The organism is Acinetobacter sp. SwsAc2, from assembly GCF_013391465.1.
Taxonomy (GTDB): domain Bacteria; phylum Pseudomonadota; class Gammaproteobacteria; order Pseudomonadales; family Moraxellaceae; genus Acinetobacter; species Acinetobacter johnsonii.
In genome coordinates this window covers 24329-45093 of record NZ_JACBEZ010000025.1, presented here as the reverse complement: position 1 = coordinate 45093, position 20765 = coordinate 24329, and the positions used below count along the sequence as shown (strand labels likewise).

At 43.4% G+C, this 20765-nt stretch carries 20 protein-coding genes and 1 pseudogene; 12 read left to right on the top strand and 9 right to left on the bottom strand.

The window, feature by feature from the left end:
* Nucleotides 1-21: 21 nt before the first annotated feature.
* The 3 genes from HYI04_RS11750 to HYI04_RS11740 all read right to left on the bottom strand — a co-directional run bounded on the left by HYI04_RS11750 (nt 22) and on the right by HYI04_RS11740 (nt 1097).
* The gene (locus HYI04_RS11750) at nt 22-396 is read right to left on the bottom strand and encodes a hypothetical protein (protein WP_005401787.1); all 375 of its coding nucleotides are present in this window, start codon (nt 394-396) and stop codon (nt 22-24) included.
* Between the two features lie 92 nt (nt 397-488).
* Complete coding sequence (locus HYI04_RS11745) at nt 489-773, bottom strand: GNAT family N-acetyltransferase (protein WP_058870643.1); 285 nt, start codon at nt 771-773, stop codon at nt 489-491.
* Between the two features lie 39 nt (nt 774-812).
* Nucleotides 813-1097, bottom strand: a complete 285-nt coding sequence (locus HYI04_RS11740; protein ID WP_058870644.1) for a GNAT family N-acetyltransferase — start codon at nt 1095-1097, stop codon at nt 813-815.
* A 398-nt stretch (nt 1098-1495) separates the two neighbouring features.
* On the opposite strand from HYI04_RS11740, the gene HYI04_RS11735 reads away from it, so the two are divergent.
* From HYI04_RS11735 to HYI04_RS11725, 3 genes and pseudogenes are all read left to right on the top strand, one after another.
* Entirely contained in the window at nt 1496-2461 is a 966-nt protein-coding gene (locus HYI04_RS11735; RefSeq protein ID WP_178896188.1) for a TerC family protein, read from the top strand.
* A gap of 184 nt (nt 2462-2645) precedes the next feature.
* Entirely contained in the window at nt 2646-3008 is a 363-nt protein-coding gene (locus tag HYI04_RS11730) for a hypothetical protein (RefSeq protein WP_058952476.1), read from the top strand.
* A 3-nt stretch (nt 3009-3011) separates the two neighbouring features.
* Nucleotides 3012-4172: pseudogene (locus tag HYI04_RS11725) on the top strand (glutathionylspermidine synthase family protein).
* Between the two features lie 381 nt (nt 4173-4553).
* Here HYI04_RS11725 and HYI04_RS11720 read toward each other — a convergent pair.
* A complete protein-coding gene (locus HYI04_RS11720; protein WP_058870669.1) occupies nt 4554-5027 on the bottom strand; it encodes a hypothetical protein in 474 nt (157 codons plus the stop codon).
* A gap of 328 nt (nt 5028-5355) precedes the next feature.
* On the opposite strand from HYI04_RS11720, the gene guaD reads away from it, so the two are divergent.
* The 3 genes from guaD to HYI04_RS11705 all read left to right on the top strand — a co-directional run bounded on the left by guaD (nt 5356) and on the right by HYI04_RS11705 (nt 7851).
* Nucleotides 5356-6672 (top strand): guanine deaminase, encoded by a 1317-nt coding sequence (guaD, locus tag HYI04_RS11715; RefSeq protein ID WP_178896187.1) that lies wholly within the window; start codon nt 5356-5358, stop codon nt 6670-6672.
* 226 nt (nt 6673-6898) lie between these two features.
* Nucleotides 6899-7426: a hypoxanthine phosphoribosyltransferase gene (hpt, locus tag HYI04_RS11710; RefSeq protein ID WP_176536848.1), complete on the top strand. Its 528-nt coding sequence runs from the start codon at nt 6899-6901 to the stop codon at nt 7424-7426.
* A 173-nt stretch (nt 7427-7599) separates the two neighbouring features.
* Nucleotides 7600-7851 (top strand): GlsB/YeaQ/YmgE family stress response membrane protein, encoded by a 252-nt coding sequence (locus HYI04_RS11705; protein ID WP_004977734.1) that lies wholly within the window; start codon nt 7600-7602, stop codon nt 7849-7851.
* A gap of 57 nt (nt 7852-7908) precedes the next feature.
* Here HYI04_RS11705 and HYI04_RS11700 read toward each other — a convergent pair whose 3' ends face one another.
* Both HYI04_RS11700 and dmeF read right to left on the bottom strand, forming a co-directional pair.
* Nucleotides 7909-8610, bottom strand: a complete 702-nt coding sequence (locus HYI04_RS11700; RefSeq protein WP_159153792.1) for a DsbC family protein — start codon at nt 8608-8610, stop codon at nt 7909-7911.
* Nucleotides 8611-8716: 106 nt separating this feature from the next.
* Nucleotides 8717-9724 carry a CDF family Co(II)/Ni(II) efflux transporter DmeF gene (gene dmeF / locus HYI04_RS11695; RefSeq protein ID WP_178896186.1) on the bottom strand — a complete coding sequence of 336 codons (1008 nt, stop codon included), beginning with the start codon at nt 9722-9724 and terminating at the stop codon, nt 8717-8719.
* A gap of 56 nt (nt 9725-9780) precedes the next feature.
* Between dmeF and HYI04_RS11690 the strand changes: the two genes are divergently transcribed.
* The gene (locus HYI04_RS11690; protein ID WP_004697473.1) at nt 9781-10047 is read left to right on the top strand and encodes a metal/formaldehyde-sensitive transcriptional repressor; all 267 of its coding nucleotides are present in this window, start codon (nt 9781-9783) and stop codon (nt 10045-10047) included.
* A 166-nt stretch (nt 10048-10213) separates the two neighbouring features.
* A complete protein-coding gene (locus HYI04_RS11685) occupies nt 10214-11365 on the top strand; it encodes an MFS transporter (RefSeq protein ID WP_178896194.1) in 1152 nt (383 codons plus the stop codon).
* 74 nt (nt 11366-11439) lie between these two features.
* Here HYI04_RS11685 and HYI04_RS11680 read toward each other — a convergent pair whose 3' ends face one another.
* The gene (locus tag HYI04_RS11680) at nt 11440-12363 is read right to left on the bottom strand and encodes a LysR substrate-binding domain-containing protein (protein ID WP_159126916.1); all 924 of its coding nucleotides are present in this window, start codon (nt 12361-12363) and stop codon (nt 11440-11442) included.
* 247 nt (nt 12364-12610) lie between these two features.
* Here HYI04_RS11680 and HYI04_RS11675 point away from each other — a divergent pair, with 247 nt between their 5' ends.
* From HYI04_RS11675 to HYI04_RS11660, 4 genes are all read left to right on the top strand, one after another.
* A complete protein-coding gene (locus HYI04_RS11675) occupies nt 12611-13912 on the top strand; it encodes an MFS transporter (RefSeq protein WP_178896185.1) in 1302 nt (433 codons plus the stop codon).
* 59 nt (nt 13913-13971) lie between these two features.
* On the top strand, nt 13972-14871 hold the full coding sequence (ttdA, locus tag HYI04_RS11670; protein ID WP_062031161.1) for a L(+)-tartrate dehydratase subunit alpha: 900 nt from the start codon (nt 13972-13974) through the stop codon (nt 14869-14871).
* Entirely contained in the window at nt 14868-15476 is a 609-nt protein-coding gene (gene ttdB / locus HYI04_RS11665) for a L(+)-tartrate dehydratase subunit beta (RefSeq protein ID WP_062031160.1), read from the top strand. Before ttdA ends, ttdB begins: the two co-directional genes overlap by 4 nt.
* Before the next feature lie 209 nt (nt 15477-15685).
* Nucleotides 15686-17383, top strand: a complete 1698-nt coding sequence (locus tag HYI04_RS11660; RefSeq protein WP_372239171.1) for an NAD-dependent malic enzyme — start codon at nt 15686-15688, stop codon at nt 17381-17383.
* Between the two features lie 162 nt (nt 17384-17545).
* Here HYI04_RS11660 and mnmE read toward each other — a convergent pair whose 3' ends face one another.
* Nucleotides 17546-18901 (bottom strand): tRNA uridine-5-carboxymethylaminomethyl(34) synthesis GTPase MnmE, encoded by a 1356-nt coding sequence (gene mnmE, locus HYI04_RS11655; RefSeq protein WP_178896184.1) that lies wholly within the window; start codon nt 18899-18901, stop codon nt 17546-17548.
* A 99-nt stretch (nt 18902-19000) separates the two neighbouring features.
* Nucleotides 19001-20764 carry a membrane protein insertase YidC gene (gene yidC, locus HYI04_RS11650; protein WP_178896183.1) on the bottom strand — a complete coding sequence of 588 codons (1764 nt, stop codon included), beginning with the start codon at nt 20762-20764 and terminating at the stop codon, nt 19001-19003.
* Nucleotide 20765 lies beyond the last annotated feature (1 nt).

Genomic DNA, 20765 nt, shown 5'->3' with positions numbered 1-20765 from the left:
TTTTTTTACAAGCTTATCTAATTAAAAACCAGACATCGTACCCGTATATTCAAAGTCTTTTAGTTTTGACCAACCTTGAACCGTGTCTCCCAAACGCTTGCTGAAATACATGACCGAAACCCACTGTTCTTGGCCATCACCATAGGTGCTATAAGCAGTGATATAGTCATTTTTAATCATAAACAGATCTTTGATTTTACAAGTATTACTCGGTGCTGAATGAAAATACACTCTGGTTGGCGCAATCACTTTCATGCCCCAACGTGGAATAATCTGAACTTCTTTTTGTTCTGCCTTTTCCTCAAGTTTTACACAATCTTCAGCATGCAATAAAGGGGAAACTGAACAGAATAGGGCAATAGATAAAAGCGTATTCATATACTTTTTCACCATCATTCAGCGCTGCAAAACACAAAATAGAACTGTAATGGCAGCTATATCAATCTTATTTTGGCTTAACCTTTAGAATTGCGATGAATGGCAAACAATTAAGCTGCAACATCCTCAAAACTTTTCTCACGGCGAAACATCACATCGACATAAGAACAGGTCGGGATAATTTTCAGGTTTTTCTCACGTGAAAAATCAACCAGAGTATCCAACAGCAAACGCGCCACACCTTGACCTCGCAGTGAATCATCGACCCAAGTATGGTTGGCATCAATGGTTGTGTCATCCCGCCAAATATAACTAATTTCAGCAATGCGCTGACCTTCTGCATTATTTAAGAAAAACTCACCTTTTTGATCACGATCTACATGTTGAAATTGCATAGCACACTCATTGAATGGATTGATTTATCGTTCTCTATCTTAGCGGAATAAAACATCATGAATAGATGGATCTTTGTCGAATACCGATTTGGAAAAGGGACACAAGGGTAAAATTTTCACGCCCTTATCACGGGCAAAATTAACCAAAACATCCAATAACTGACGCCCCACATGTTGCCCACGCAGCAACTCACTGACCCAAGTGTGATCAATAATAAATTTATCGTCCCCAGCCCAACTATAGGTCATTTCCGCCACACGCTCGTTTTCTTGTTCGACAAAAACTTCGCCTTTACTACCTGTTTCTTGATGTTGAATTTTCATTATTATTCCTCTTTTGTTTACTGTTTTTTTTAGCTTGCCATAAATTGAAGCAAAATTTTGTCTCATTTATATTTCAGCTACAATTTTCTTTAATATTTGCTCAAACCATAAAAATATGCGATGCTTAGCTCACTTTTGGATCAAATCCAAAACCAAATTTATATTGAACAAGGGGAGTAGCCTCCTCCAAACGTGAAAAATCAATGCCATGCATCACTTTCACGTGTCAGATTATCGTCATTACACTTTGCAAAAAGTCGGTATCTGAGCATTTTAGCGCACAAAATACATACGCTAAAATGTAGGCAAGACCTTGATCATGTTGTCACAGATGTTTTATTTCATCTGGCAGCAGGTCAAGGTTTTTTTGTGGCCGATTGCTGGATGTGGAGGATTTCATGGAATCTATCGGCAATTTATGGCTATACCTTGCTTTTTTCGGCATTGTTACCGTGATGCTACTGATCGACTTTTTAGGCTTTAAACAAAAAGAAGGTCAAGAAGTTAAAATCAAAACCGCCGCGTTATGGAGTATTGCGTGGGTTTCCGTCGCATCACTCTTTGGTGCAGGTCTCTGGATGTATTTACAACAAACTGCAGGTGTTACTGTGGCCAATACAAAGGTCATGGAGTATTTTGCAGGTTATTTACTTGAAAAATCTTTAGCCGTTGACAACGTCTTTGTGTGGCTGATGATCTTTGCTGCTTTTGCCATCCCACCTGCATTACAACGCCAATTACTGCTTTACGGTGTCTTGGGTGCGATTATTCTACGTACCATCTTTATTTTTATTGGCGCGTGGTTCGTACAAGAGTTCTCATGGATTCTGTATATCTTCGGTGCGTTCTTGGTGTATACGGGCTTCAAATTCTTCAAAGGACAAAACGAAGAAGAAACCAATATCGAAGATATGGCGATCTTAAAATGGTTGCGTAAACATATGCGGATTACCCCGCAACTGCATGGCAATAAGTTCTTTGTCCGTCAAAACGGGATGTTATGGGCAACGCCGCTGTTCTTGGTGTTGATTCTAGTTGAAGCGTCGGATGTGATTTTCGCGGTGGACTCCATTCCTGCAATTTTCGCGGTGACTTCTGATCCGTTTATTGTGTTGACTGCAAACTTAATGGCAATTTTGGGTCTACGTGCGATGTTCTTCTTGTTGTCTGGTGCAGCAACCAAGATGCATTATCTCCCGTATGGTTTAGGTATTATCTTGGTATTCATCGGCTTTAAGATGCTCATGCTCGATGTGTTCCACATGCCAATTTGGATTTCACTGGGCTTTATTGTGTTGGTGCTGACCATCACTGCAATCTTGTCGATTCGATACAGTAAGAAACATCATCAAACCACTCTCTAATGTTTTAAAAAGCCTTCCTCTGGGAAGGCTTTTTTTATGACCAAATTTTAGTATGCACAAGACTTAATCCTATGATTTTCGGTGCAAATGCACTGTACTTTATGCAAACAGCTCCCTATGATAAGCGGGCTTAAAACCCTTGGTTTTACCTGTAAAAATAAAAGAATCTGAAGGTTGCTCATCCATGCGTACCAAAAAATTAACTCTTGTTGTAGTGCCAGTTTTACTCACGGCATGTAGCGGTTCTAAAACCCTACAACAGGATGTTTACAATAACCAATACAACTGCTACCAAGACTGGCATTTTGAACTGTGCGAACCTGCTAACGAAAATAGCGAATCGAGCTATAGTGGCTCTACTGGGGTTTATATCGGCCCACAATATTATAAAAATAACCGTAAAGTCCGTTACATGGGCCAAATCTTGAAAGCTCGCGGACGTCATTCGACGGGTACACCCAGAATCTCAACTCACGTTTTTAGCCATGCCAAATCCCAACCCATTCGTGGAGGCTTCGGCCGTGGCGGAGGCTCGTTCGGAGGTTAATACATGAAACGAGTTCTATTCCCTGAGCGTGCAAACTGGCAACAGGCGCATCAAGAGATCGGTTTTGACTACTACAACTTGCCGTCGCGGGATGGTTCAATGTATTGGTCAGAAGGGGTAGCTTATGAGTTTAGCCTCAAGCAAATTGAACAGCTTGAAGATGCCTCGAACGAATTACACCAAATGTGTCTTGAAGTGGCAGGGGATATGATTCAACGCGGTCATTATCCCGAATATTTTCAACTCCCCCCAGCAGCGATTCCTCTGATTGAGCATTCATGGAAAAACCAAGCGCCAATGCTGTATGGTCGTTTCGATTTTGCCTATGATGGTCAAGCCATCAAAATGCTGGAATACAATGCCGATACGCCAACGGGTTTACTCGAAGCCTCAGTTGCACAGTGGCATTGGATTGAACAGGTCGAAAATATTGCAAACCGTGATCAGTTCAACAGCATTCATGAAAAGCTAATTGAGCGCTGGAAACAGCTCTATCCTGCGCGAAGCCGTGTCCATTTCGTAGCCTGCCAAGAAGCAGGACGTGAAGATTGGGGCAATTTAGAATACCTCATGGATACTGCTTTTCAGGCAGGCTTAAATGTCAGCGAACTGTCGATGGAAAACATTGGTTGGAATGGCACCGCCTTTGTCGATTTGCATCAGCAACAGATTCAGCATTTATTTAAGCTGTATCCGTGGGAATAGATTTGGGAAGAAAATTTTTCACAGTTTCTCAAACCTGAAACCGAATGGATTGAACCGTGTTGGAAAATGCTTCTCTCCAATAAAGCCCTATTGATTGAGCTATGGAAACGCTTTCCAAATCATCCATTGTTGTTAGAAACCCATGCTTATGATGCGCACGCCCACTACGCAGGGAAATGGGTGCGTAAGCCCATCTTAGCGCGCGAAGGCGCAAATATTCATATCCTACAAAACAATGTCGATTGCGGCGCAGCCTCAGGTAGTTTTTACTTCGATGACTACGACAAATATGGTTATGTCATGCAGCGCTGGGTAAAAACTCCGTTGCATGAAGGCATGCTGCCCACCTTGGGACTTTGGATGGTCGGAGATGAATGTGCGGGGATGTCACTGCGTGAAGATGTGTTTGATGTGATTGGCAATGATGCGCATTTTGCTGCGCATTATTTTGTGGAATAAAGTGGCGCTCTAAATCACCTATTTAAAATAAGTGTCCAAAGATTAATGCGGGTCTGTTCAGGCGTTTTAGTAGGAGCACCATCACTTTTAGGTTATTCACGACAGAGTCTTATCTTTTTTAAGTTCGATACTCGGAGCTCAGTTATTCTTTTGTTTCGCCAAATGAGAAGCGAAGCTTCGTAAGGAAAGCATTTGTCCTCCGCAAAACCTATTCACTTTCTATAATTAAAAAATTTGTGTTGCAAAAACAATCTATTCCAAACACTACGCAGGTTGCGGATGACGCTTCCGTGTATCAAATAAAGTTTAAATTGAAAAAGAAAATGCCTGTCAACTCTAAAACTGGCAGGCATACATTCGAAAACAATATTTTTTTCAAGCTTAAATGGTATGCGCTTTAACCCGCTTCATATAAGACACTAAACGCGTGAAAAACAAGATTTGCAGGAAGATGGTAAATAGCGAAATAGTCCATTCATACCAATCATCAAACGCTGTGCCTTCTAGATTAAAAGCAAAATAAAGGCCTAATAACACTGCACCAAACACAACACCAGCCACGGTGGTTTGTACCAAAATGGGAAAAGACAACGCTGTGATTCGACCTAGGAAATGCTCACCCTCATCCCCGCCATTGGCTTTATAAGCACTTTGAATCCCGATAAACATAATCAATAAAGTCAGAAGTCCCTCAATACCAATCACACGGACATCCCCATAGGGTGAATACATACCGTAGTAATACACCACTGAAACCAGTAAGGCGGTGACTAAGTAATAATTTTTATAATGCTTTTTATCGAGGGTATTGCTAGATAATTCATGTGCTAATGCTTTGGTATTCCAAAAATACATGCCGGTCATTGTCTCTTATTTTATCAATGCCGACACTGTACTGACTCAGCATTTAAAGATAAAGACTTTCTCAACAAAATTTTGCGAATAGATTGAATCATTTAAGCGCAAAGCTTGTGCTTATGTATGACATAAAAAATCATGATCTTATCGATGGCATGGATACATGTCTGGCCTCAAAACAGTTCAATTTTTTAGAAAATACTGCTCCAGTCTTTCATTTAAAATCTAGCGTTCACAACACACATAAAAACTTCATTAAATAGCCGTGAAAAAAATCCAGTTTACGGTACAATCAATCGAAAAAAAGTCAAAACACAGGTTTAAAATGTCTTCTGTAGTTGCAACGACGGCGGTTCGCGGTCGCTTCCTAGATATTCAGAATACGGTTGCCCAAGCGCGTGAAATTCACGACCAAGTGCGTTACGTAGAAGATGGTTTACTGATTAGCCAAAATGGCAAAATCCAATGGTTTGGATCTTGGCAGGAGGGGCAACAGCACCTTCCTATTGGCGTCGAGGTTCAGCACTATCCTGAACAATTGATTGTGCCGGGTTTTATCGACACCCACATTCATTTTCCACAAACAGAAATGGTGGGGGCCTATGGTGAACAGCTACTCGAATGGCTCAATACCTATACCTTCCCAACTGAATTACAATTTTCAGATAAAGCCTATGCCGACCAGATTGCCCAATTCTTTGTGCAAGAACTGCTAAAAAATGGCACCACCACAGCCTTGGTCTTCTGTACTGTGCATACCGAATCAGTCGATGCTTTATTTGAAGCAGCAGGGCAGCACCAGATGCGCCTGATCGCAGGTAAAGTCATGATGGATCGTCATGCACCTGAAGACCTGTGCGACACGCCTGACAGTGCTTATGCAGACTCTAAAGCACTGATTGAGAAATGGCATGGCAAGGGCCGTAACCTGTATGCGATTACGCCACGTTTTGCCCCAACCTCGACACCAGAGCAATTGGCTAAAGCAGGGCAGCTCAAAGCTGAATACCCAGATGTGTATGTGCATACGCATTTAAGTGAAAATAAAAATGAAATCGCTTGGGTGAAAGACTTATTCCCTGAGCAGCAAGGTTATCTCGATGTTTATCATCACTTTGGTTTAACCGGTTCACATTCGGTCTTTGCCCACTGCGTGCACTTAGAAGAGGCTGAGTGGGACTGCATGCATCAGACTGACTCTGCTATTGCTTTCTGTCCGACCTCCAACCTATTTTTAGGCAGTGGTTTATTTCCATTGAATAAGACTTGGGAAAAGCAGGTAAAAGTTGGGCTGGGTACAGACATTGGTGCAGGGACCTCTTTTAACCAACTACAAACCCTCAATGAAGCCTATAAAGTGCAGCAGCTTCAGGGCAATAAACTGTCCGCGTTTGAATCGCTCTACCACGCTACACTGGGCGGTGCCAAAGCACTGAGCTTGGATGATAAACTCGGTAACTTTAATTTGGGCAAAGAAGCCGACTTTGTAGTGCTCGACCTCAAAGCAACCGCGCTGCAAGCATTACGTCAGCAACGTGCAAAAGGGATTGAAGACGCGTTATTTGCCCTAATGACCATGGGTGATGACCGTAATATTCATGCGACTTATATTTTTGGTCAGAAAGCCTATGTGCAAAACTAAGTAGCAAATAGCGAAAATTTAAGCAGCTAATCGAGTTTTGAAACAACTTTGATTTTCGCCTCTAAACCAAGCAGCATCCCGCCTGCAATGAAATGATTACATTTCCAGCGGGCAAAAGGGGGTGCATCTCGTTTAGAGATATATTAAAATTAATGCATATATAGAGGTGTTGCAGGTCAACGCCTTTTTTATTTTTGATTTTTTTTAATTTTTTAGGTATCTACCCATGACCGTTCAAATGAGCGTAATGATTTCTACTGAAGAGATTCAAGCGAAAGTAAAAGAGCTTGGTGCACAAATCGATGCGCATTATGCAAACAGTGATAAGGAACTCGTACTGATTGGTTTATTACGTGGTTCAGTCATTTTCATGGCAGACTTATGTCGTAGCATTTCAAAACCCCATGAACTCGACTTCATGACGGTTTCGAGCTACGGTGGCGGTACGGTATCTTCACGTGATGTAAAAATTTTAAAAGATTTAGACGGCGAAATTCGTGGTAAAGATGTCTTGGTCATTGAAGACATCATCGACTCAGGCAACACCTTGAGCAAAGTACTCGAAATTTTAGAAACACGCTCTCCCAACTCAATTGAACTATGTACCCTAGTCAGCAAACCTTCACGCCGTGAAATTGAACTCGATGTGAGGTTTTTAGGCTTTAATGTCGAAGATCGATTCATTGTGGGTTATGGCTTAGACTACGACCAAAAGTACCGTCATTTGCCATTTATTGGGGAAATTGGTCTTTAAGAGCAATCGACAAAAGAGTGGCCGAAGGCCACTTTTTTTATTTTTATCGTGAGCTAAGTACATAAAACATACAGTTTTTAGCAGATTCGCTCTACTGCACAGTCGCATTATGCCTGATGATATTTTTGCACATGATGTAAAAACAAAGACATGATAAAAAAAGGAGCTGGCTCATGTGGTCACTTATTGTTGCAATCGTGATTGGTTTTATTGCAGGTCTCATCGCACGTGCTATCCATCCTGGCGATGACAAAGCGGGATTTATTGTCACCACTTTACTGGGGATTGCAGGTTCTCTCGTAGCCACTTATGGTGGTCGTTTACTTGGTCTCTATAGTGAAGGCTCTGCCGCAGGCTTTATTGCGTCAGTTATTGGGGCCATTGTTATTTTATTCATCTACAACATGGTCACCAAAAAAACCTAAACTCAGCCATTAAAAAAAGCACCGTTTCAGGTGCTTTTTATCTGTATATTTGAACTCTTATAAGCCCAGTTCACGCCACATATTTTCAATGGTGGTTGAAGGCACAGCGCCATTCACTTTAAAGCCATTTGAGAAAATAACCACGGGCGTCCCTTGTAAACCTAGACTACGACCGAGTTCAATGTTGCGCTCAATTGGATTGGCACACGGTTTTTTCGACGTTGGCTGAATCCCTTTCGCAATCAAATTTTTCCATGCGAGGGCAGGGTCTGCTTCACAAAACACTTGTTTCGACGGTGCAATCGATTGCGCCTTAATGGCATAAATAAATGTATAGATGGTCACATCATTTAGTTTATTCAGTTCAGCCTCTAACTGCTTACAGTAAGGGCAGTTTGGGTCTGAAAAAACCGCCAATTGGCGTTTGCCGTTGCCTTTAACGCTTTTAATGGCATCTTTTAGCGGCAGCTTGTTCCAATCAAGCGAGTTTTGTTGCACATATAAGGCAGCACTTAAATTTTTCTGATCTTTTAAGCGCACCATCGAACCAGCAATCACATGCTCAGCCGCTTCGCCTAAATACACAATTTCGCCATCTAAAGATCCGCTATAAATGCCCGACATTTCTGTTTTTTGAATATTTTGAACATTAATATTTGGATAATTCTTTTTTAAGTTGGCTTGAACACTTTCTACGCTGGCTATACTCATGCTTGCAATTGCACTTGTGAGTAGTGCCAAACCCAGTTTTTTTATCATCACTTTTTGCTCTTTCAATCGGAGAACCACGGCGCTAGTGTAGAGCGTATTATTCAAGCATTGAATCATTTTTTCCAGGGCTTTACCGAAACCCAACACGCCTTGCTTATGAACTGGCCAAAGTTTCACGTGGAACAGTGAGGGCTGTGCTATTAATTTCCACCGAGACATGAACAATTTCTTCATGAATCGAGAGCATTGCCCGCACGCGATCCGCAGTTAAGTCTACCGTCGTTTCTAAAGCCAAAATGCAGGAAAACTTGCCTTTGCCTACTTTCCAAACATGTAAATCGGTCAAGGTCGTATGCGGTAGTTCTGCCAACACTTCGCGAATTTCATCCACCACATGATGATCCATTTCAGCATCTAACAAGGTTTTTCCCGTTTCTTGCATTAAGCTCAATGCCCATTTGGCCACCAGTATTGACCCCACGATCCCAAGGGCAGCATCAAGAAAATCCCAGCCCAAATATTTACCAAAAATTAGTGCGATAATGGCAAAAATGGAAGTCACTGCGTCTGCCACTACATGCATAAATGCAGCTTTCTGATTTAAATCATGATGATGGCTATGTACTTCTACTACATGATCATGAGCGTGATGGTGATGGTGATGGTGATGGTGATGGTGATGGTGATGGTGATGGTGATGGTGATGGTGATGGTGACCATCATGCAGCAACCATGCACAGATTAAATTCACCAATAAGCCTAAAATCGCAATTGGAATCGCTTCGTTATAATGAATTTGTACAGGCGAGAATAGACGCTGAATCGAGTGAAAAGCCATAAAACCTGCTACTACCATCAGCAAAATAGCACTGCTGTAACCTGCAAGAATTTCAATTTTCCATGTGCCGAAACTAAAGCGCTGATCATGGGCATAATGCCGCGCAGCACGATAGGCAAAATAAGCCAAACCCAGTGCTAACATATGCGAACTCATATGCCAACCATCCGCCAACAAAGCCATTGATTGGAAAATCCATCCACCAATCACTTCTAATAACATCATGACTGCCGTTAAAATGGTCGCCATTAAAATCCGTTTTTGTGCCAGTGGATTACCGTTATCAAAATGATGCGTATGCTGACGTGATGGGGTATTTTGCATTTAAAATGATTCACCAATATACTCCCCCTTAGTATATTTATTTTTGGAGCAATGTGTTGAGTCATTTGCATGAAGATAAAAAAATTTTAAACCGTGTGAAACGCTTACAAGGGCAGGTCAACGCCGTTGAACTCTCGATTACACATCCCGATGCCAGTTGTATCGATGTTTTACAACAAGTCGCTGCCATTAAAGGCGCAGTCAATGGACTAATGAATGAACTCGTTGAAGCACATTTACGCCATCATGTATTAGCACAAGCTGAACAGGTCAATGAAGAAGAGTTGGCTGAGTTCTTAAAACTGCTGAAACGCTATGGCTAAGTTTTATTGCGTTCTTTTTCAAGTTTTTAGTTGACCATTTTTTCCACAAACCGATACACTGTTGCTCTCTATCCTTTTTCTCTTGGGCATCAAAATATTCTTGTTTTGACCGAGAGAGCCGCATGGCATTTGCATGACAACAAGCACTTCTTGGCGTCCATTTTGTATGGTCAGCCTCGCCTTAATGATGGGAACGATGGGGACTGCCTTAGCCAGTCCACTTTACCCGCTGTATCAAGCCTTATGGCATCTGGTGCCGAGTCAGATCACCTATATTTTTGTGGCTTATATGTTTGGTTGTCTCGCTACTTTACTGTTTCTCGGCCGGACCAGTAATAGCATTGGCTATTTACGCACCTTACAAGTAGGGTTGGTGTTTATTAGCATCGGGTTGGTGATTTCCGCTTATGCTTCTGATGCTCTCATTTTATCTTTGGGGCGCTTTATTATTGGTATTGCATCTGGTTTGATGACCACTTCGGCCTTACTGGGACTGATGTATACCGTGCCCAAAAGCCATCAACAGATTGCACCACAACTGAGTTCGATTATTACCGCAGTAGGCTTTGGCTTAGGCCCGCTGATTGGTGGCCTGATAGCTCAATTTTCAGAATATCCGTTGGTTAGTCCTTATCTACCCGTTATTCTTGGCGCTGTACTGTGTTTCTTTGGTTTATTTTGGGTTGAGTCTCCTACATTTACCTCACAGCCCTTTAGTATTGCCCCCAAGCTACTCCGACCAGAAGGGCAATATCATCAGTTGTTTTTGATTGTTGGATTTACCGCATTTAGTGCCTTTGCCGCATTTAGCTTATTTGCATCCTTATCTCCTTCATTTGTGCGGGATATTTTGCCGTGGCACGGCCCCCTCATTAGCGGTTCAGCCATTACCAGTATTCTCATTGTCTCTGCCGTGGTGCAGTATTTTGCTAGAAGCATTCCCGCTTATAAGTGTCTCAACTATGGCTTAATCACCTTGATTGCAAGCTTAGGCATTTTGGCGCTGTGTATGCTATTTCAACTGAGTGCTTTTTTCTTTATCAGTGATTTTCTCGTTGGTGTCGGACATGGCCTGACCTTGATTGGTTCCTTTGGTCTCATTCATGCCATGACCACCTTAGAGAATCGTGCTGCAGTGATGTCGACTTATCTTTTTATTGGTTATTTGGGTACGATTGTGCCCATTGTAGCTGTGGGTTATTTGGCAGATCACTTTGGATTAAGTTTCGGAGTCATTAGCTTTTGCATTGCCATCGCTTTATTGTGTTTTTATCTGTGGTTTGCACATAAGCGCAGTATACGTCTAGCTTCTGCATAGAAAGAGCGAAGTCAAAATCATTTGGATTTAGATCGTTCTTCAGATGCCATTTTTCAGTCGATCCTTGCTATAACTTAGGTTCTTTTCTTGTTGGCATGGGCTAAGTCCGTATGTTCATTTAAATACTGGCTTAGATGTTCTAAAAAATAGGACACTCTTGGTGAGTGCTCGAGCCGATCCATATAAATCGCATAGATATCGGCAGGGGGCGTCTCATAGTCCTGCAAGACTTGAACTAAACGACCACTTTTTAAATACTTGGCCACGTCCCATTCAGCTCGCATTAAAATACCATGACCATCGAGTGCCCAACCAATGGTGACTTGGCCATCATTGCTACTCAATTTTCCATGCACTTTAACTGTCTCTTCCTTATCCCCTTGAGTTAAACGCCAGTTCGCATATGCCGCATCATTTTGTCTTAACACAATGCATTGGTGCAAGGTCAGTTCGCGTGGCGTAAGTGGTGCCCCAGCGTGCGCCAAATAACGCGGAGAAGCACATAGAAGCCGTCGATTGGCCGCAATTTTTTTCGCAATTAGTCGTGAGTCTGGTACCTGCCCAAAGTGAATCGAGACATCAATCGCATCATTCGGCAGATGAATCGGACGATCGGTCAGATGTAACTGGACTTCAATATCTGGAAATTTTCGCGCAAAGTCTGAAATCGCAGGAGCAATGTAGGTTCGACCAAAACCAAACGGGGCATTGACCCGCAGCAAACCCTTAGGTGTGGTGCGACTGCGCGCTACTTGCTGTTCCATTTCTTCAATTTCTTTCAAGATTCGCGAAGCATTCTCAAAATAAATTTCGCCTTCATTGGTCAAACTGATGCGTCTGGTGGTCCGATTCAACAACCGAACCCCTAAACGCTCTTCCATTTGTGTCAGACGTCGGGACACAGCAGGGGGCGTTAAATTCAACTCACGCGCTGTTGCAACCAGACTGCCCTGTTTTATTAGTAAACAAAAAAATGCTAATTCGGTATCTGAGCTCATGATTATTCAGTTTTTTGCAAGAGTGATTTAACTTTATATCGATTCATCGGTTTTGCAAAGTCTCTAATATCGCTATCACGTTACCCCCCAAACAACATATCTCACCCAAGCAAGGAAACTTGAGTGAGTCATAAAGTCCACCGTGTAAGGACAACGGTGCACAAACGGGGAGCTTTTTCGCCAAACTCGATTGCGGTGTGACTTCGACCGAATCGGGAGGTAATCGCTACTGATATGGAGATAAGCCATGGACATGGATATCGAGAAACGGACGCTACGCAAAATCACTTGGCGTATTGTGCCGTTTATCATGATTTTATATTTAATTGCCTATATTGATCGGGTCAATATTGGTTTTGCTGCCATTACCATGAAAGAAGATTTGGGCTTTACCGCTTCGATTCTCGGTTTTGGCGCAGGAATTTTCTTTTTGGGCTATTTCCTCTTTGAAGTTCCCTCCAACATTATTTTGCACAAAGTCGGCGCTCGCATTTGGATTGCACGAGTCATGGTGACTTGGGGCATTATTGCTGGCGGGATGGCCTTTGTCGAAAGCTCAACCAGCTTTTATGTTATGCGATTTTTACTGGGTGTTGCCGAAGCAGGCTTTTTCCCCGGCATTATTTTGTATTTAAGCTACTGGTTCCCTGCACGAAACCGAGCAGGGGTAATTGCCTTATTTATGGCTGCCGCCCCTATAGCCACAGCGATTGGTTCTCCTATTTCAGCAGCATTACTGGAAATGCACGGCATCATGGACTTAGCAGGTTGGCAATGGATGTTCCTGATTGAAGCCATTCCTGCGGTGATCCTAGGCGTCGTAGTGTTTTTCTACATGACAGATCGACCTGAAAAAGCCGCGTGGTTAAAACCCGATGAGCGAGAATGGTTGGTTAAAACCATGCAAGCGGAAGATGCCAATAAAGGAGGGCAACAGCAGCACAGTATTTTACGCGGACTCGCCAATCCACGCGTGCTTGCTCTGGCACTCATTTATTTCGGTACCTCCGCGGGGCTGTATACCCTTGGCATTTGGGCACCTCAAATCATTAAGGAACTGGGTGTCAGCTCAATGACCGTCGGTCTATTGAACGCTATTCCTCCTATTATCTCTGTGGTTGCCATGATTCTGTGGTCACGCCACTCCGACAAAACCAATGAACGCACATGGCATGTGGCTTTGGCTTGTTTAACCGCAGCTGTGGGGCTCGCGATTGCAGCCAGTACTGGCAGTATGTTTGGCCTGATTGCAGCATTAACCATTGTCAACGTTGGCATCAGTTGCTCTAAACCACCACTGTGGAGTATGCCAACCATGTTTCTATCGGGTGCCGCAGCAGCGACAGGCATCGCAACCATTAACTCGATTGGGAACTTAGGTGGCTTTGCGGGTCCAGCCATGATCGGTTGGGTTAAAGATCAAACTGGAAGCTTTGCAGGCGGTTTGTATTTCGTCGCAGGTCTGCTGATTTTATCCACCGTCCTGACCCTCGTTTTAAGTTTTACTCAAAAAAACAAAGCCAATTCGGTTGAATTGAGTAATTCATGATCTTCATTTTTACCTTATTCGATATTCGAGCGAATTGAAAGCTTTACAAGGAGCCTCCCATGGACAAAGAACTTGCCGTACAGTCCCTCACGGACACCATGGCCAAATTTACAGCCTATATTGGCAAACGTTTACCCAAAGATGTCAAAAGCAAACTGATTGAGCTGAAAACCTTGGAAACCAACCCATTAGCCAAATCAATTTATGACTCAATGGATGAAAACCAAGAAGCAGCAGATCGACTAAACCGTCCCAGCTGCCAAGACACCGGCGTGATTCAATATTTTGTTGAAGCGGGTGCACATTTCCCACTGTTGGGCGAATTGCAGGAAATTTTACGTGAAGCGACCGAAGAGGCGACCCGTACAGGCCCCTTGCGCCACAATGCAGTTGAAACCTTTGATGAGAAAAACACAGGCACCAATACGGGCACTCAAATTCCGTGGCTAGACTGGCGCATCGTCCCTGAACAGGATACCTGTACCATCGATGTGTATATGGCAGGCGGCGGGTGTACCTTGCCAGGTGCAGCTAAAGTTTTGATGCCAGGTCAAGGCTACGAAGGTGTAGCTGAGTTCGTAATGGATGTGATTACCGAGCGTGGTGTGAATGCTTGCCCGCCATTACTGGTCGGTGTCGGGGTGTCCACTTCAGTTGAAACCGCTGCACGCTTGTCCAAACTGGCCATTATGCGCCCTGTAGACTCAAGAAGTGATAACCCTCGTGCTGCGCTGATGGAAGACTTGCTGGAACAAGGCTTAAATGAAATTGGCATTGGCCCACAGGGCTTAACAGGCAATAACAGCGTCATGGGTGTGAATATTGAGTCTTCGGCTCGTCACCCATCCACCATTGGCGTGGCAGTCAACACCGGTTGCTGGGCACACCGCCGTGGCAAAATTAAAATTAACCCTGATATGTCTTATGAAATTCTGTCACACGAAGGAGTTGTGCTATGAAAAAAGTACTGACCACCCCATTACGTGATGAAGACTTAGCCGATCTTAAAATTGGTGACGTGGTATATCTAACTGGACGTTTAGTTACTTGTCGTGATGTGGCACATCGCCGCTTAATTGAACAAGGTCGACAACTTCCCGTAAATTTAGAAGGCGGTGCGATTTTCCATGCTGGCCCCATCGTGCGTAAAAAGGATGATGGCGGTTTTGAAATGGTCTCCATTGGGCCCACCACCAGTATGCGTATGGAAAAATTTGAACGCGAATTTATCAAACAAACTGGGGTGAAACTGATTGTGGGTAAAGGTGGCATGGGCCCTGAGACTGTCGCAGGCTGTCAGGAGCACAAAGCAGTCCATGCGATTTTCCCTGGAGGATGTGCGGTACTGGCAGCCACTCAAGTCGAGGAAATTGAAGGCGCTGAATGGCAAGATTTGGGTATGCCTGAAACCTTATGGATTAACCGCGTCAAGGTATTTGGCCCGCTGATCATCTCGATTGATACTCATGGCAATAATCTTATTCAGCAAAATAAAACCCAGTTCCAAGCCAAAAAGAAACCAGTGCTGGATCGGATTAGTAAAGAACTGAGTTTTATTAAATAGTGCTTTACAGACAGCACCTCAAACGATCCTGTTTGGTGTTGTCTATCTCTCTTTATTTTAACTCTAAGCCTGCATTTGGTCAGACACATCACAGCCAAATCAGGCATTTCTCTTCACTTGTGTCCCTATTCACCACAACGTCTCGACGTTTAATCCATACTTTTTTAGCAGAATACGGACATTGCAATCGATGTAACGAGATCAGCCTCATGATGGATCATGTAACCATAAAAAAACCGCTCTATATTCCCTATGCAGCTCATTCACTTTTAGAACTGCCGTTGTTGAATAAAGGAGCTGCATTTTCAATACAAGAACGCAATACCTTCAATTTACACGGCCTGATTCCACACGTGATCGAAACCATTGAGGAACAAAGTCGCCGCTCCTATCAGCAGTATTTATCTTTTAATGATGACATCAACAAACATATCTATTTACGCAATATCCAAGATACCAACGAAACTCTGTTTTACCATCTGCTCAAACATCACTTAAGTGAAATGATGCCGATCATTTACACCCCAACTGTGGGTGAGGCCTGCCAACGTTTTTCCGATATTTATCGCCGACATCGTGGCATTTTTATTTCCTACCCAGATCGCGCGCATATTGATGAAATTCTATACAACGTGAACCGCAAAAATGTCAAAGTTATCGTGATGACCGATGGAGAGCGGATCTTAGGTCTTGGTGATCAAGGCATTGGCGGCATGGGGATTCCCATTGGTAAACTGTCGCTCTATACCGCCTGTGGCGGCATCAGTCCAGCCTATACTTTGCCTATTACGCTGGATGTTGGGACCAATAACCAACAGTTACGCAACGATCCGCTGTATTTGGGTTGGAACCACCCCCGTATTAGTGGCGATGAATACAACCAATTTATCGATGATGTGATTCGTGCCATTCAACGACGCTGGCCGAAGGCCCTGATTCAGTTTGAAGATTTTGCTCAACAAAATGCCATGCCTTTACTAACTACCTACCGTGAACAAATCTGTTGTTTTAATGATGATATCCAAGGTACGGCGGCTGTGGCGTTAGCTAGCCTGATTGCAGCATCTCATGTGGTGAAAAAGCAGGTAAAAGATCAAACGATTGTTATTTTAGGTGCAGGTTCAGCAGGCTGTGGTATTGCAGAACAAATTATTGCACAAATGAAAATTGAAGGGCTCAGCGACCTTGAAGCACGCTCACGTCTTTATTTGGTAGATCGTTTTGGTTTAATGACTGAACAGCAACCCAACTTACTCGATTTTCAAAGCAAGTTGGCGCAGCCTTTGCGTGCCATTGAGACATGGGCAAATGTAGCGCCAGAGATTTCTCTGCTCGAAGTCATTCAACATGCCAAACCCACAGTATTAATCGGAGTTTCAGGACAAACTGGCTTATTTAGCGAAGAGATTATTCGCGCACTGGCTGAAAACTGTGAACGCCCGATCGTCTTTCCCTTGTCCAACCCCACCTCTCAGGTCGAAGCGCTCCCCGCAGATATTATTCAATGGACAGAGGGTAAAGCCTTAATCGCAACAGGCAGTCCATTTGCACCAGTACATCATCAAGGCCATATTTACCCCATTGCTCAGTGCAATAATGCTTATATTTTTCCTGGGGTTGGTCTAGGTGTCATTGCCGCAGGTGCGCAAAGCGTGACCGACCTGATGTTAATGGCCGCGAGTAATGCTTTAGCCAGCTGTTCACCCATGCTGAAAAACCCAGACCATGATTTGCTGCCAAGTATTGATGCCATTCAGGACATCTCTAAAATTATCGCCTTGCAGGTAGGGCTTGCCGCGATACGGGAAGGGGTTGCCCCATTGATGGATGAAGCTAGCTTGCAAAAAGCCATTGAGGCGCATGTGTGGAAACCCGAATATCGAGATTACCGCCGAATTACCTTTTGATTGGTCTGTTACGACACAGCAATATCACAAAATTTTGTACCAAAGCGATAATCTCAATAGTGGGGAGATACATCATCCCATACATAAAAAAGCACCCAGCCTTTAAAACTGAGTGCTTTTTATATCCATCTACCTAAATAGGCACGATGCTAAATATTGGCATTATTTTCCAATACAGAACGATCCAAAAATTTTCCCAAGTAAATCATCCGCACTAAAATCCCCTGTAATTTCACCGAGGGCATTTTGCGCCAAACGTAGCGACTCTGCGACCAACTCACCTGCGTTATACACCACCAATTGTTCACGAGCTTCAGCAAGGTAAAGCTGAGTGCGTTTCATTGCGTCTAAATGGCGTGTACGTGCAATAAAGGTATCTTCTTCAGGCTGGAAGCCTGCATGCGCTGTAATCGCTTCTATGAGCGCTTGAACGCCAGTTTCTTGCTTTGCCGAAACCATAATATGACGGAAGCCGTTAAAGTCTTCGATATGCGATGTCGTTGCCATCAAATCACACTTATTGCCTATCAGCATTAAACGTTTCGGCTCAATATGCTCAGCAAAATATTCTTGCGCCAGTTTAAGTGGGTCTTCGCCTTGGCTTAAGTCATAAACCAAAAGTAACAGATCAGCTTGCTCAATTTCTTTAATGGCACGACGAATCCCTTCTTTTTCTACAATATCACCGGTTTCACGTAAACCCGCGGTATCGGTTAAGGTAATGGGTAAACCATTCAGGGTAATTTTTTCATGTAAGACATCCCGCGTCGTACCTGCAATATCCGTCACAATGGCGCGTTCAATGCCCGCTAATGCATTGAGCAGTGATGACTTACCCGCATTCGGTTTTCCTGCAATTACCACTTGTAAACCTTCACGCAGCAACTGTCCTTGACGAGCCGATTGTTGCACTTGGTTCACAGCAGACGTAACGCCATCTAAAAGATTTAAAATTTTCCCGTCCGCGAGAAAATCAATTTCTTCTTCAGGAAAATCAATCGCAGCTTCCACATGCAAACGTAGATGAATCAATTGCTCCAACACGCGATTTACTTTAGTTGAAAATGCGCCTTGTAATGAACGTACTGCAGAACGAGCAGCCGCTTGAGACGTCGCGTCAATCAAGTCAGCGATTGCTTCAGCCTGTACCAAATCCAGTTTGCCATTTTCAAAAGCACGCATAGAAAACTCACCCGCTTTTGCTGCAATCGCACCGAGCTCCAACAAACGCCCCAGTAAAGCATTTTGAATGACAGGGCCACCATGACCTTGCAACTCAACCACATCTTCACCAGTAAACGAGTTCGGGTTCGGAAAACAAAGCGCTAAGCCCTCATCCATCACTTCGCCAGATGCATCATAAAACTGGCGAAAACCCGCAAAACGCGCTTTCGGTAAGTCTTTTTGGGTCAAGGCCTGTGCAATCTCATAAGACTTGGGACCAGATAGGCGAATGACCCCCACACCACCACGCCCAGGTGGTGTTGCAATGGCAGCAATCGTGGTTCGGTTGTACATAACATTCACCTAAAATCTTAAAAGTCACACAATGAAAAATCCGCCTAAGATTACCATCTTAAGCGGATTTATTCAGCTTTTCGCGAAAAGTTGCCTCGATTAACTCGACGCACTTTCCTTATTCAAGCGGTCTTTTTCAACAGATTTGTTGATCAAGGTCTGCTGAATAATCGTGATACTGTTGTTGACAATCCAGTACAACACGAGACCCGCAGGGAAGAACAACATAAAGACTGTGAAAACAATCGGCATGATTTTGAAAACTTTGGCTTGCATTGGATCAGCAGGTTGGGGGTTTAAAGACTGCTGAATGAACATCGTTGCGCCCATTAACAGCGGTAAAATAAACCACGGATCCATCGCTGACAAATCTTGAATCCAAAGTAACCATGGCGCATGACGAAGCTCAACTGACTCCATCAACACCCAGTACAACGCAAGGAAGATTGGCATTTGTAATAACAATGGCAAACAACCCGCAAGCGGATTGACTTGTTCACGTTTATACAGTGCCATCATTTCTTGAGAGAAGCGCATGCGGTCTTCACCGAACTCTTCTTTCATACGCTGCATTTCAGGTGCAATGACACGCATTTTCGCCATTGAGCGATAGCTCTTAGACGACAATGGCCAAAGAATCAGTTTCACCAAAACCGTTAACAAAATAATTGCCCAGCCCCAGTTGCCCACTAAACCGTGGAAGAACTCAAGACCCAAGAACAATAATTTCGCAATTGGCCATAACCAACCATAATCAACAGTTTGGTTTAAACCTGTTGCGAGCTCTTTTAACTCAGATTGAACTTTAGGACCTGAATAGAAGGTCGCGTCAATCTCAGCCACTGTACTAGCAGGCACAGTAATCGTCGGTGAAGTAAAACCAATGATATTCATATCATCCGTTGACTTACGCGACTCTAATTTTGCAACATAAGGTTGACCATTGGCTTGCGTCAATTTTAAGTCACCTGGAATCCAAGCACTCACAAAGTAGTGCTGAACCATAGCAACCCAGCCGCCTTTCGCTTCAACATTCAATTTTTCTTCATTGAAGTTAGCAAATTTAAGCTTGTTATAATGTTCTTCAGGCGAACCCCAAGCACCACCTAAGAAAGTGCCCAGCGTGAAAATACCTTGATCCGATTTGCCTGGATCATCAGAGTTGTCACGTTTGAGTTGACCAAACATTTGACCCTGCCAGTTTTGACCACTGCGGTTCACCACTTTATGGTTCACAACAACAGGATATTCACCTTGCTTAAAGGTAAAGGTTTTAATGATTTCCACACCATCAGCTGTTTTCAGTACCATCGGTACGGTTAACACTTTGATGCTTTTTCCATCTTCGGTTTGAACCGCTTTGGCATCATTCAATGTATAAGCAGATTTTTCAATCTCATACATTGGGCGACCGCTACGGTTACTGTCTGGACCATTAAGACCAATTAAACCAGACTGCGCCACATAAGTACGTTTTGCATCACTTTCAAGCATGACAAATGCTTCGTTACTGTCTTTGCTCTTGTCATGGTTTAACAATTCAATACGAACAATATCACCACCTTTAGGATTAATCCAAAGATGATAAAGGTCAGTTTGTACTGAAATAAGCTGTTGATTTACAGATGCTTTTGATTCTGTAACTGGTTGCTGAGTCGCGATATTTGCTTGTGGCATATCAGACGCTGCTGAAGCCGTTTGAGCATTTGGCAAATCTGCAGATACTTCATGTGAAACTGCTGCAGCCTGTTGTGGCTGTGGCTGAGTCTCAGCATGTCCATAATCTTTTTGCCAAGCCAAAATGAGCAAATAAGCGACAACAAACATGGCCCCGAGAATGGCAAACCTGGCCCATTGTTGCATA